12 protein-coding genes are annotated in these 13,041 nt (G+C 69.6%); 5 read left to right on the plus strand and 7 right to left on the minus strand.

What is annotated here, in order from left to right; all coding sequences use genetic code 11:
- Positions 1-120 precede the first annotated feature (120 nt).
- The gene (locus OO70_RS18420; protein WP_043671699.1) at positions 121-798 is read left to right on the plus strand and encodes a TetR/AcrR family transcriptional regulator; all 678 of its coding nucleotides are present in this window, start codon (positions 121-123) and stop codon (positions 796-798) included.
- Positions 799-864: 66 nt separating this feature from the next.
- On the opposite strand, the gene OO70_RS18425 is transcribed toward OO70_RS18420, so the two are convergent.
- Complete coding sequence (locus OO70_RS18425; protein WP_043671702.1) at positions 865-1,950, minus strand: endonuclease/exonuclease/phosphatase family protein; 1,086 nt, start codon at positions 1,948-1,950, stop codon at positions 865-867.
- A 138-nt stretch (positions 1,951-2,088) separates the two neighbouring features.
- Here OO70_RS18425 and OO70_RS18430 point away from each other — a divergent pair, with 138 nt between their 5' ends.
- A complete protein-coding gene (locus OO70_RS18430; RefSeq protein WP_043671705.1) occupies positions 2,089-2,784 on the plus strand; it encodes a response regulator transcription factor in 696 nt (231 codons plus the stop codon).
- 10 nt (positions 2,785-2,794) lie between these two features.
- Entirely contained in the window at positions 2,795-3,868 is a 1,074-nt protein-coding gene (locus OO70_RS18435) for a sensor histidine kinase (RefSeq protein WP_043671708.1), read from the plus strand.
- Between the two features lie 13 nt (positions 3,869-3,881).
- Here OO70_RS18435 and OO70_RS18440 read toward each other — a convergent pair whose 3' ends face one another.
- Genes OO70_RS18440 through OO70_RS18460 form a run of 5 tightly spaced genes read right to left on the minus strand, consistent with a single transcriptional unit; the run spans position 3,882 to position 9,361 of the window.
- Positions 3,882-4,877, minus strand: coding sequence for an N-acetylglucosamine kinase (locus OO70_RS18440; RefSeq protein ID WP_043672748.1), 996 nt, complete (start codon positions 4,875-4,877; stop codon positions 3,882-3,884).
- Positions 4,877-6,124: a 6-phospho-beta-glucosidase gene (locus OO70_RS18445; protein WP_043671711.1), complete on the minus strand. Its 1,248-nt coding sequence runs from the start codon at positions 6,122-6,124 to the stop codon at positions 4,877-4,879. The genes OO70_RS18440 and OO70_RS18445 overlap by 1 nt, the downstream gene beginning before the upstream one ends.
- A complete protein-coding gene (locus OO70_RS18450; protein ID WP_043671715.1) occupies positions 6,121-7,023 on the minus strand; it encodes a carbohydrate ABC transporter permease in 903 nt (300 codons plus the stop codon). Before OO70_RS18450 ends, OO70_RS18445 begins: the two co-directional genes overlap by 4 nt.
- Positions 7,020-7,970, minus strand: a complete 951-nt coding sequence (locus tag OO70_RS18455; RefSeq protein ID WP_043671718.1) for a carbohydrate ABC transporter permease — start codon at positions 7,968-7,970, stop codon at positions 7,020-7,022. Before OO70_RS18455 ends, OO70_RS18450 begins: the two co-directional genes overlap by 4 nt.
- Before the next feature lie 5 nt (positions 7,971-7,975).
- Positions 7,976-9,361 (minus strand): ABC transporter substrate-binding protein, encoded by a 1,386-nt coding sequence (locus OO70_RS18460; RefSeq protein ID WP_043671721.1) that lies wholly within the window; start codon positions 9,359-9,361, stop codon positions 7,976-7,978.
- A 170-nt stretch (positions 9,362-9,531) separates the two neighbouring features.
- Here OO70_RS18460 and OO70_RS18465 point away from each other — a divergent pair, with 170 nt between their 5' ends.
- Both OO70_RS18465 and OO70_RS18470 read left to right on the plus strand, forming a co-directional pair.
- The gene (locus OO70_RS18465) at positions 9,532-10,362 is read left to right on the plus strand and encodes a GntR family transcriptional regulator (RefSeq protein ID WP_043671724.1); all 831 of its coding nucleotides are present in this window, start codon (positions 9,532-9,534) and stop codon (positions 10,360-10,362) included.
- Between the two features lie 81 nt (positions 10,363-10,443).
- Positions 10,444-11,541: a glycosyl hydrolase family 18 protein gene (locus OO70_RS18470; protein WP_043671726.1), complete on the plus strand. Its 1,098-nt coding sequence runs from the start codon at positions 10,444-10,446 to the stop codon at positions 11,539-11,541.
- Between the two features lie 59 nt (positions 11,542-11,600).
- Here the strand turns inward: OO70_RS18470 and OO70_RS18475 are convergent, their stop codons facing one another.
- Positions 11,601-12,992, minus strand: a complete 1,392-nt coding sequence (locus OO70_RS18475) for an amidohydrolase family protein (RefSeq protein ID WP_043671728.1) — start codon at positions 12,990-12,992, stop codon at positions 11,601-11,603.
- Between the last annotated feature and the right edge of the window lie 49 nt (positions 12,993-13,041).

The following is a 13,041-nucleotide window of genomic DNA, read 5'->3' on the forward strand; positions in this document are numbered from 1 at the left end:
GAGTCATGGATGGGACGTTGAACCGGCCCCACTTAACAGACCGGCGGGCTCTTCGGACGCTCCGAGCATAAGAGACCTGCGGTCTCTACACAAGGGACCGCAGGTCTGTAATATGCGGGCATGAACACGTTCCAGCGCGCCAGAAACGAGGAGCAGCGCGAAGTACGCCGCCGGAGCATCCTGGAGACGGCGGCGACCATGCTCAGCGAGATGCCGGTCTCAGCCGTGAGCCTCAATGAGCTCAGCCGCCGCGTGGGACTGGCGAAGTCCAACGTCATGCGCTATTTCGAGTCGCGAGAGGCGGTCCTGCTGGACCTCCTGGAGAGCCTGACCCGCGATTTTCTGACAGAGGTGGTCGATCAACTTCCCGCCTGCGTCGACCGGACGGGTTCCGCGATCGCGAGGGCCGAGTCGGTGGCATCGGGTCTGGCCGCGTCGTTCGCGTCCCGGAAGATGCTCTGCGAACTGCTCAGTGCCCAGGCCGGCATTCTCGAGCACAATGTCTCCGCCGAGCTGGCCGCGAGATACAAGCGGGGGGCCCACGACGGTCTTGCCGGTCTGGCGGGCATGCTGCGGGAGATCCTGCCCGAGCTCGGCGACCGGGAGGCCGCCGAAGCGGCCAGCATGACGATCGTTCTCGTCGGAGCGTTGTGGACGCACAGCCATCCGGCGACGGCCGTGCGAGACGCCTATGCCGCCGATCCGAGTCTCGTGTTCCTCCGTACGCCCTTCGCCGCGACGCTGGAGCGTGCGATCACGATCTATCTGATCGGCCTGCTGACCGACTCCGACCGGTGATCCCGGCCGCACCGGCCGAGGAACTCACTGCGCCGGAGGCCCTCCTCCGCCGACTCCCCGTGACGTTCACCAGCTGATTCCGGCCGCCACCGGCAGGTGGTCGCTGCCCGTGGCGGGCAGCAGCCACGCGCTCTCCGGCTGCACGCCCCGCACCAGGATCTGGTCGATCCGCGCCACCGGGAACTTCGCCGGCCAGCTGAAGCCGAAGCCGGCCCCGGCCGCGTCCTGGACCGAGCGCAGCCGCGAGGTGAGGCCGGCGAACACGCGGTCGTCCATGGTGCCGTTCAGGTCGCCGAGCAGCACGACCCGCCCGTTCCGCTCGGCGGCGACGGCCTCGGCGAGCGCCTGCTCGCCCCTGTCCCGGGACTCCGTCCAGTAGCCCATCCTGGGATTGACCCGTACCGATCCCAGGTGGGCCACGTACACCGCGAGCGGCCCGTGGTCGGTGGTCACCGTGGTGCGCAGGGCCCGGTTGTAGGCCAACTTGGTCGCGGCCGACTTGGTGGCGCCCAGCGGCCCGGCGTCCATCCTGGTGTCGACCGGCCGGGAGTCGGACAGCGGCAGCTTGCTCCACAGCCCCACCGTGCCCTGCACCGTGCGGTACGGGTACGCCTTCGCCAGTTCCTTCTCGTACGTTCCCCGGGCCTGCGGGGTGATCTCTTCCAGCGCCAGCAGGTCCGCGCCGGAGGCGGCGAGGTCGCGGGCGGTGCCTGCCGGGTCGGGGTTGTCGGCGTCGACGTTGTGGCTCACCACGGTGAGGTCGGCGCCGGAGTGGGACCTGTCGCCGAGCAGCCCGCCGAAGAGGTTCAGCCACACCGTGACCGGCAGCAGCAGCGCGAGCACGGCGGAGGCGGAGCGGCGCCACAGCGCGCAGGCCAGCAGCACCGGGACGAACACACCGAACCACGGCAGGAAGGTCTCCACCAGACTGCCGATGCCACCGACCCGGTTCGGGATCCACGCGTGCAGCAGCATCAGCAGGCCGAGCAGCAGCGCCAGCGCCGCGAGCACCGGGCCGCGCTTCCAGGGCCCGGGCCGGAGGCCGTAGCGGATCGCGCGGTGCACGCCCCCGCGCCACGGCCCGGCGGTGGCCGGCGCGCGGGTGTCCGCCGGGACGTCCTGTCCGGTCTCCGCCCGGTCCGCCTGCGTCATCGTGTTTCCTCACTCGCGTTCGTTCCGGTGGCTCGGAGTCGAGCGCCCGGTGTCCCGAGTGAAGGCGACGCGGTGTTGCCCGCGCGTATGCGGTTCTCGATACGTCGGCGATAGGTGCCGACTCGTAGCCTGGAGGGCATGCGTGTGCTGATCGTCGAGGACGAGCCCTATCTGGCGGAGGCGATCCGCGACGGCCTGCGCCTGGAGGCGATCGCCGCCGACATCGCGGGGGACGGCGACACCGCGCTGGAGTTGCTCCGCGTCAACACCTACGACATCGCCGCGCTGGACCGGGACATCCCGGGCCCCTCCGGCGACGAGATCGCCCGACGCATCGTGGCCTCCGGCAGCGGCATGCCGATCCTGATGCTCACCGCCGCCGCCCGGCTCGACGACAAGGCCTCCGGGTTCGGACTCGGCGCCGACGACTACCTCACGAAGCCCTTCGAACTCCGGGAACTCGTGCTCCGGCTCAGGGCACTCGACCGCAGACGCGCCCACAACAGGCCGCCCGTACGGGAGATCGCGGGCCTGCGCCTCGATCCGTTCCGGCGCGAGGTCCACCGCGACGACCGCTATGTCGCGCTCACCCGGAAGCAGTTCGCCGTGCTCGAAGTCCTTGTCGCCGCCGAGGGCGGTGTCGTCAGCGCCGAGGAACTCCTGGAACGCGCCTGGGACGAGAACGCGGACCCGTTCACCAACGCCGTCCGCATCACCGTCTCGGCGCTGCGCAAACGGCTCGGCGAACCCTGGCTCATCGCCACGGTGCCGGGTGTCGGCTACCGCATCGACGCACCGCCCGAGGCCGGACACGAGGGGGAGAATCGTGGATAGGGCCCCCGGGATGAGTGCTCGTCTCAAACTCACCCTCAGCTACGCCGGATTCCTCATGGTGGCCGGTGCCCTGCTGCTCGCGGCGGTGTGGGTGTTCCTCCTCCGCTACGTCCCCAACCGCGCGATGCTCATCGATCCCGACGACAGGCCCACGCAGGGTGTCTTTCCCATCCGGTCCGCCCTCCTGGCCGTTTTCGCGCCGAGGGCCGCCGCGGTACTGGCGTTCCTGCTGGTGTTCGGCCTCGTGGGAGGGTGGATCCTCGCCGGCCGCATGCTCGCGCCGCTGACCCGCATCACCCACGCTACCCGTATGGCGACGAACGGATCGCTCTCCCACCGGATCCAACTGCCCGGCCGCGAGGACGAGTTCCGTGAACTCGCCGACGCCTTCGACACGATGCTCGCGCGGCTCGAAGCACACGTCGCCGAACAGCAGCGCTTCACGGCCAACGCCTCTCACGAGCTGCGCACCCCGCTGGCGATCTCGAAGGCACTCCTCGACGTCGCCCGCACCGATCCGCACCACGACACCGTCCGGCTCGTCGACCGCCTCCACGCCGTCAACACCCGGGCCATCGACCTCACCGAGGCGCTGCTCCTGCTCAGCCTCGCGGGCCAGCGGTCGTTCACCCGGGAACAGGTCGACCTGTCCCTCGTCGCGGAAGAGGCCACCGAGACCCTCCTCCCCCTCGCGGAGAAACACGGCGTCACCCTCGAGACCTGCGGCGACATCGCCCCCACGACCGGATCGCCGGCGCTCCTGCTGCAGCTGACCACGAACCTCGTCCAGAACGCGATCGTCCACAACCTGCCGGAACACGGCACGGTACGGGTCCACACCGATGTCCGTCCCGAGTCCGTGGTGCTGTCCGTCGAGAACACCGGCGAGCGGCTCACCCCGCAGCTGGTCTCGACCCTCACCGAACCCTTCCGTCGCGGCACCGAGCGCATCCACACCGACCAGGCAGGCGTCGGCCTCGGCCTGGCCATCGTCAAGACCATCACCCAGGCACACGACGGAACCCTCACCCTCACCCCGCGCCCCACCGGCGGCCTCAGCATCACCGTGGAACTGCCCGCTTGACGGGCGTACCGGATCACGGACCGCCGCTCCCCCGGAACCCCGCACGCAGCCGCGCCTCGGCCCCGGGCTCCGGTCCCGCGTGCAGATCCAGCGCGGCCAGGGCGGCGCCGAGCAGAGGCGGGTCCGTACACACCACCGGGCGAACACCCGGCACCGCCACGGTGAGACGGTGTTCGACGTCGTCGAGGAGGGCGCGGTGCCCTGCCGCCAACACGCTTCCGCCGAGCACCACTTCGGGGTCCGGGGAGACGGCGAGTTGCAGGCGGCACAGAACGGTCAGCGCCATTCTGGCGATCTCCGCAGCGAGTCGTTCGACCAGTTCGACCGCGATCTCGTCGCCGTCGTCGCGGGCCGCGAAGACCGCCGGGCACAGTTCGCTCAGCCGGAGTGCGGGCAGGTCGCCGCTGTGCAGGGCGGCGGTGACGTCGGCGACCGTGGGCAGGCCGAAGTGGTCGGTGACCGCCGTACGAAGGGCCGTTTGCGGGCCTCGGCCGTCCTCCGCCCTCGCCGCGTGCCACAGTGCCGACGTGCCCACGTCGATGCCGCCGCCCCAGTCCCCCGAGATCCGGCCCAGCGCGGCGAAGCCGGTGGTACGGCCGTCGGGGGCGACGCCGACGCAGTTGATACCGGTGCCGCAGACCACGCCGACACCCCAGGGCCGACTGGCACCGGCGCGCAGGACGGCGTAGGAGTCGTTGTCGACGCGCTGCGTGACCGCCCACCGACGGGCACCGACGGCCTCGCGCAACGCCTTGATCTCGTACGGCAGATCGGCCCCGGCGAGGAACGCCGTGATCCCGTCCACCACAACGCCGTCCCCCACCCCCGCCGCCGCCATCGCCTCGGCACGCAGGGCGGCGAGCACGTCCATCGCCGCGTCCACACCGACAGCCTGCGGGCGGAATCCACCGCCCCGGGCCCGGCCCAGGATCGTGCCGTCCGTCGTCAGTACGGCCACGTCGGTCTTGGAGTTGCCGCCGTCGACGGCGAGCAGCAGGCCTGTCTTCATCAGGCCCACCACAGGTGTTCGCGGTTGGCGGCGACAAGCTTCGCCGCCAACTCCTCGGCGACCTTGACCTGTCCGACGAGGGGATGCGCCAGCAACGCTGTCGCGACCCGGTCGACACCACCGTGCAGGGCTGCTTCCAGGGCCAGTTCCTCGTAGGCCGTCACATGCGCGATCAATCCGGCGAAGAGTGGCTCTACGGCCGTGACGGGCAAGGGAGTTGCTCCCTGGGCGCCGATGCGGGAGGGGACCTCGATGACGGCGTCGTCGGGGAGGAAGGGCAGGGTGCCGTTGTTGCGGACGTTGGCGACGCGGATGTCGCCGGTGTCGGTGGTGAGGGCGTGCACCAGCTGGACGGCCGCCTCGGAGTAGTAGGCGCCGCCGCGTTTGTCGAGGAGGGCGGGCTTCTCGGTGAGGGCGGGGTCGGCGTACATCTTCAGCAAGTCGCCCTCCATGCCCGCGACTTGTTCGGCGCGGGAGGGTTCGCTGAGCTGTTCGCGGAGGACCTCGTCGTGGGCGTAGTAGTAGCGCAGGTAGTAGGAGGGGACGACGCCGAGGCGGCGGACCACGTCGAGCGGCATGCGCAGCCGGTCCGCGAGTGCCTGGCCGTGTTCGTCGAGGATGCGCGGCAGGACGTCCACGCCGTCGAGCCGTACCGCCCGCTCCCAGGTCAGGTGGTTGAGGCCGACGTGGTCGAGGGCGACGCGCTCGTGGTCGACGCCGAGCCAGTCGGCGAAGGTGCGTTGGAAGCCGATGGCGACATTGCAGAGACCGACTGCCTTGTGGCCGGCGTCGAGGAGGGCGCGGGTGACGATGCCGACCGGGTTGGTGAAGTCGACGATCCAGGCGTTCGGGGCGCGCTTGGCGACCCGTTCGGCGAGGTCGAGGACGACCGGCACGGTGCGCAGCGCCTTGGCCAACCCCCCTGCGCCGGTGGTCTCTTGGCCGATGCAGCCGCACTCGTGCGGGAGGGTCTCGTCGATGTGCCGGGCGGCCTGGCCGCCGATGCGGAGCTGGAAGAGGACGGCGTCGGTGCCGTCGATGCCCGCGTCCGGGTCGGCGGTGGTGGTGATCTTCGCGGCGCTGCCCTGGCGGGCCAGGATGCGGCGGGCGAACGGGGCGATGACCGCGAGCCGCTCCGGGTCGGGGTCGACCAGGGCGATCTCCGTGACAGGAAGTCCCAACCGGGCGAATCCGTCGACCAGTTCGGGGGTGTACGTGGATCCGCCGCCGACAACGGTGATCTTCAACCTTTGACTCCTGTCAGTGTGACGCCCTCGATGAAGGCCTTTTGCGCGAAGAAGAAGACGATGATCACCGGCGCCATCGCGATGAGGGTCGCCGCCATGGTGAGGTTCCACTGCACGGCATGGGAGGTCTTGAAAGTCGCCAGGCCCAGGGCCAGGGTCCAGTGGGCGGGCGTCTCGCCGGTGTAGATGAGCGGGCCGTAGTAGTCGTTCCAGGCGTCGAAGAAGGAGAAGAGCCCGACCGCGACGAGCGCCGGACGCATCATCGGGAGCACCACCCGGGTGAGGACCCGCAGTTCGCCGCAGCCGTCGATCCGGGCCGCGTTGAGATAGTCCTCGGGGACGGTGAGCAGGAACTGGCGCAGCAGGAACACCGAGAAGGCGTCCCCGAACAGGGACGGGAGCACCAACGGCCAGATGGTGCCGGTGAGATGGAGCCGGGCCCACATCAAGTACATGGGGATGACCAGGACTTGGGGCGGCAGCATCATCATGGTGATGACGCACAGGAAGGCAGTGTTGCGGCCCTTGAAGCGCAGCCGTGCGAGTGCGTACGCGATGGGGACGCTGGAGAGCAGGGTGGCCGCGGTGGCGGCGACCGCGTAGAGCACGGTGTTGGCGAGCCAGGTGCCGACCGGTGCGGTGGCGAACACCGTGCGGTAGTTGGACCACTGCCAGTGATGGGGCCACAGGCTCGTGGTGAGGGACTGGCCGTCGGTCATGACCGAGGTCAGGAAGATGAACACGATCGGGCCGATGAAGGCGCAGGCCAGGCCGACGGCGACGGCGTGTTCGGCAATCCACACCAGCTTGCGCCGACGGCTCGCCCGGCCGCGTGCGGCCTGGTGGGGTGATGCGGCGCGGGTCTGCCGGGCAGGTGCCGGGGCATAGGTGGTCGTCATCGCGGTGCCTCCTCGATGTCGAAGCCGGAGGCGCGGCGGAGCAGGACGACGGTGAAGGCCATCGCCACCACGAAGAGCACCACGGCGAGGGCGCAGGCGTAGCCCGCGTGGAACTGGTTGAAGCCGGCGATGTACAGCTGTTGCGGGAAGGTGAGGGTGGAGCCGTCCGGATAGCCGGGCGCGGGCTGGATGTTGCCGTTGGCGACTTGGGAGGCGACCATCGCCTGGGTGAAGTACTGGAGTCCGGCGATGACTCCGGTGACGGTCGCGAAGAGCACGACCGGTGAGATGGTCGGCAGGGTGACGTAGCGGAAGCGGTGCCAGGGACCGGCGCCGTCCAGTTCGGCGGCCTCGTAGAGTTCGGCGGGTACTTCCAGCAGGGCCGCGAGGAAGATGACCATCATCGTGCCGCTGCCCCACAGGGCGAGCAGGGTCAGGGCCGGTTTGGACCAGTCCGGCGAGTTGAACCAGAGCGGTCCGTGGATGCCCAGCAGGCCCAGTATCCGGTTCACGGGGCCGGAGTTGGGGTTGAACATGCAGACGAAGGCGACGGTCGCGGCGACCGGCGGGGCCAGCGCGGGCAGGTAGAACAGGGTGCGGAACACGCTCGCCCCGGCCTTGAGCCGGGCGGTGACCATGGCCACGCCGAGGGCGAAGAGGACCTGCGCCGGGACCATGATCGCCACCAGCCAGGCGGTGTTGCGGATGGCGTGCCAGATCAGCGGGTCGCCGTTCAGCAGGTAGCGGTAGTTGCGGAGTCCGACGAAGCGGGCCGGGGAGATCATGTTGGAGTTGGTGAAGGACAGCCAGACCGTCATCACCAGGGGGTAGACGAGGAAGACGGCGAAGCCGACGAGGCCGGGTGCGAGAAAGAGCAGGACGCGCAGCCGGTTGCGGAGGAGTCGGGCCTTCAACGGAGCCGGGGCGAACTGGAGTTGGGTGGCCATGCCGCTCACTGCCCCAGCTTGAGCGCGGCGTTGTTCTGCTTGTCGACGGCGGCCAGAGCGGCCTTCAGGTCGGGTACGGAACCGCTCTGCCACTTCTCGACGAAGTGACCGAAGTTGGTGAGGTAGGCGCCGCCGTCGGCGCTGGCCGGAGTGGTCGTGGTGAGCGGGTTCTTGAAGACCTCCAGGAACGGCGCGAAGTGCGGGTCCTTGGCGAGGCCGAGCGAGGGCGAGTCGAGCGCGGCCGTGGTGGTGGGGACGTTGCCGATCCCGTCGGCCAGTGTGGTCAGCGCGTCGGTGTCGGTGGTGAGGAATTTGATCAACTTCCAGGCCGCGCCCGGGTGTTTGGCCCCGCGCGGCATGCCGATCACATTGCCGCCGACGTAACCGGCGCCGTACAGCTCGGACTTGCCGTCGGCGGCCGGCATCACCGCAGTGCCGTAGTCGATGTCCGCCTTGTCGTTCTTGATGAAGGCGTTGCGCCATTCGCCGTCGACCATCATGGCCAACTTGCCGGTCTCGAAGGCGTTCTGGGCGGAGAACTCGTCGCCCATGCCCGCCTTGAACGTGACGAGCTTCTTCGCGCCGAACCAGTCGACCAGGCTCTTCTGCCAGGTCAGCGCCTGGGCGAAGGCGGGGTCGCCGCCGACGTCGGACTGGCCGTCGGCGGTGAGCCACTTGCCGCCCCAGCTGGGGACCAGGTGTTCGGTGAGCATCCCGTAGACGCCGAGGTAGGGCATGAACCCGGCGGTCTTGATCGACCCGTCGGCGTTGAAGGTGGTCAACTTCTTGGTGTCCGCCGCCAGTTCGGACATGGTCCTGGGCGGGGAGGTTATCCCGGCCTTCGCGAACAGCTTCTTGTTGTAGTACAGACCGAAGGTGTCGGCGAGCCAGGGCATCGTGCAGCGCTTGCCGCCGAACGCGGTGTACGACTGGACGGCCTTCGGGATCTGGGACATGTCGACGTGGTCGGCCTTGATGTCCGGGTTGAGGTCTTGGAACGCTCCACTGGAACACCAGCCGCCGACGTTCGCAGCGTTGAACGAGGACGCCACGTCGGGTGCGGTACCGCCGCGGATGGCCTGGTTGACCTTGTCGTCGGTCTGGGCGGCGACGGCCTTGACGGTGATGTAGGGGTATTTCTTGTGGAACTTGGCCAGCACCGCGTCGATCGAGGCGATCTCGTGCGGCGAGCTGAGACCGTGCCAGAAGGTGATCGTGACCGGGGTGGTGTCGTCGGCGCCGGTGTCCGCCTTCGACGCGGCGCCGCCGGTGGTGCATGCTGCGGCCAGCAGGGCCGTGGCCGCGACGATCGACGCGGCGACGGTACGGCGGGCATGTCGGACGGTGTGGCGGGCGGTGCGGGTGACGGGTCCGACAAGGGACTCGGACATGGGACCTCCGGCGAATTTGCTTACCACTTATTGACCAGTGGCCACATGTTGGGGCACCATCTGGTCAGTGTCAAGCAAGCGTTTCGCCAGCAGAACCCCAGCAGATCCGCACCAGATCCGCAGCAGGCGACCGGAAACAAGATGACCACTGGTAAGGAAAGTTGGTAGGAATGGTCAGCGGTGAGAGTCGGTGGGAGAAGCGGGAACGCATCCGCACCCACCTCCTCGACCTCGTCGAGGAGACCGGGACCGGACGCCCCCTCCCGGGCGAACGGCAGCTGTGCGAGGAGCTCGGGGTCTCCCGCCCCACCCTGCGCGCGGTGGTCGACGACTTCGTCCGTGACGGTCTGCTGGTGCGGGAGCACGGGCGCGGTGTCTTCGTCGCCAGGGCCAAGGTCGCCCAGCACCTCGGCGGCGCCGCCCCGGGTCAGGCGCAGGCCCTGGGTGTGGGCGGTGTGGACGGCACCTGGGCCAGCCGCACCCTGGACTTCAAGACCGTCGCCGCGGGGCCCAGGATCGGCCGCCGGCTGGGCATCGCGCCCAGCGAGCAGATCCTGCGGATCCTCCGGCTGCGGACGGTGGACGGCGACCCGATGAGCGTGGAGACCCTGCACGTGCCGCACGCGCTGGTGCCGGGGCTCACCGCCCGCGACCTGGAGACCGACTCCTTCTACCGCCTGCTCGGCCGGCGTTACGAGATCCTGCTGACCGACGCCGCGCAGAGCATCGAACCGACCGTGGTCGACGAGTGGGAGGCCGAACTCCTCGGCGTCTCCGTGCACACCCCCGCGCTGCTCTTCGAACGGGCGGCCAGGGACGCCGAGGGGCGGGTCGTGGAGTTCACCCGCTCCGTCTACCGGGGTGACCGCTACCGCATCTTCACCCAACTCTCGCTTGCCGCCCGGCCGGACGGCGGACGCGTCGTCGACGGCTCCTGGTCGGCGGCCACCACCGTCCCCGGCGCCGACACGCTGGTCTTCGACCCCTACTGGAACAACTAGCCACCCCCGTCCCCCAGTTCACCGCGCCGGTCGTCCGGCCGACGCGGCGATCCCGCACGCCCCTCCCCGAAAGGACCGCTCATGTTCCGTCACGCCCTGACCGTGAGCGGCGTCGTGGCCTGCACGGTCACCACGCTGCTCGCCTGTACGGCCTCGGTCCCGGCCGGCACCACCGCCGACACCACCGCCTCCGCCACGTCCTCCGCCACCTCGGGCGTCCAGCTCCAGACCTGGCTCTACCCCGGATCGTCCGGCGACTCCCAGTGCACCGCGCCGAGCGAGTACGCCGACAACAGGGTGAAGAACGGCGCGCTCAACCCCGAGTACTGGACGGTCGGCGACAACGGAGCGGTCACCCTGGAGACCACCGCCGCCGGGCTGTGCAACACCTACAGCGCCGCCAACGTCGCCGACCTCAAGGCGCACTCGACGTATCAGTACCCGACGCTCTCCGGCATGACCACCACCGCCGTCCACGCCCTGGTCAAGAGCAAGAGCACGCGTACGGCGGCCGTCTCCAAGGTCACCTCCCTCGTCAACAGCGCCGGACTCAGCGGCGTCGACGTCGACCTGGAGGACTACTGGTCCTGGAGCACCGCCGACTTCACCAACTACAAGACCTTCCTGGGCCAGTTGGCCACCGCCCTGCACGCCAACGGCAAGCGGCTCCAGGTCGACGCACCGGCGATGACCGAGGACGCCTCCTTCTACGACTACGCCGCCGTGGTCGCCACCGGTGTCGACGACCTCGTGATCATGGCGTACGACGAGGAGTTCGACACCGCGTCCGGCGCCCGCTGCCTGCCCATCAGCCCCTACGACTGGCTGAAGAACGTCACCACGTACGCGCAGAGCAAGGTGCCCGACCCCGACCACCTGATCATCGGTCTGCCCTCCTACGGCTACAGCGCGCCCGACCCCTGCGACCTCAACTCGGTTACCGACAACGTCCAGTTCAGCGCGATGAAGCAGAGCCCCGGCTTCTCCAGCGACCCGGCGACGATCGAGAGCCGCCGCGACGCCTCCTCCGGCGAGATCCGCTGGACCTCCGGCGGCACCCTGTACGACTACGTCGACAGCGTCGCCATGGACCGCAAGCTCGCAGTGCTGAAAGGCCTGGGCGTCACCAAGGTCTCCGTGTGGTCGCTGGGTGGCGGGAACCCCTGGTTCTCCAACTGACCTGGGCATGCGTTCGGGGGCGCTCCCGGGCTCGTCCCGGAAGCGCCCCCGAACTCCCTTCAACGAGCAGGTGCATTGAGGACGTGGTCGCGAGAGGCCTTGACCTCGGCGCGCAGCGCGGGGAGATCCACGTCGAGAACCTCCCCGTCCCACTTGCGCGGCTGTCCGTCGACGAACACGGCGGTGATGTTGCGGGCGTCGGAGCCCAACACCAGTGTCCCGATGGGGTCGTTGAGCGGCATGTTGTTGAGGTTCTCGGCCTGAACGACCAGCAGGTCGGCCTTCTTGCCGACGGTCAGGGAGCCGGTGACGTCGCCGAGGCCGTTGGTCCGGGCGCCTTGCAGGGTGGCGAAGTCCAGGACGTCGTGCGCGGTGATGCGAGCGGGCTCGCCGCCGGTGCCGTAGGCGGCGTTGACCGCGCGCATGCGCTGGATGGCGAGCAGGGCCCGCATCTGGGTGAACAGGTCGCTGGCGAGGGCGACTTCGACGTCGATGCTCAGGCCGGGGCGGATGCCGACGGCGAGTGCCTCGTCCACCGCGGGGATCGCCGTCTCCAGGCCGATCTGCGCGTCCGAGGTGGGGGCCAGCGCGACCGTCGTACCGGACTCCCCCATCGCCTTCCATGCCTCGGTGGTCAGACCCGTGGCGTGGATCAGGGTGACGTCGGGGCCGAGGATGCCGTGCTTCGCCCAGGACAGTACGGCTTCCGAGGATGCCTTGCCGAAGACGGCGTCGACGCTGACCCCGATGCCCAAGTCGGCTGCGGTGCGGGCGAGTTCGGGGCCGTAGGCGAGGGCGGGTCCGGCGATCTCGTCGGTGGCCAGGGTCGCCAGGCGCAGGGTGAGGAGCTGGTCGTCGCTGCTGAAGTACCGGTCCTTGAGACGGGTCAGGTCGGCCGGCCACTGACGGTCCCAGTTCCCGAAGTGCGGGCCCATGGATGCGTGGACGCCACGGATGCCGGTGTCACGCAGGGCTTCGATCGCCGCGTCGGAGTGTTCGCGGGTACGGGAGTTGTGCGAGAAGTCGAGCATGGTGGTGACGCCGCTGTCGAGTGCGGTGAGCGCCGCGAGTCTGGTGCCGATGTACATGTCCTCGGGCCGGTAGACGGTGGCGTAACCGGCGAGCGTGGTCATCACATAGCCGCCGAGGTCGTCGACGTCGGGCATGATCCGGCGCAACTGGGCCTCCCAGGCGTGCCGGTGGGTGTCGACGAAGCCGGGGGCCAGGATGGTGCCGGACGCGTCGACGACGACCGCGCCGTCCGCGTCGAGGCCCGGCCCGATCGCGGCGATGGTGTCGCCCTCGACGAGCAAGTCGCCCTGAAGGATGCCCAGTTCGGGGTCCATCGTGACGACGGTCGCGCCGGTGAACAGGATGCGCCGGCGCGGGTCGGTGGACTGGCGGCGCAGTTGGTCGAGAAGGCCGGTGCTGGTGGTGTCGTGGGTGTTCATGAGGGGCCCCTTTCGGGTGGCGGTGAGGTGGCGGTCGTAGGAGGTGGGG

Origin of the sequence: Streptomyces xylophagus, assembly GCF_000716435.1 — a bacterium.
GTDB lineage: Bacteria > Actinomycetota > Actinomycetes > Streptomycetales > Streptomycetaceae > Streptomyces > Streptomyces xylophagus.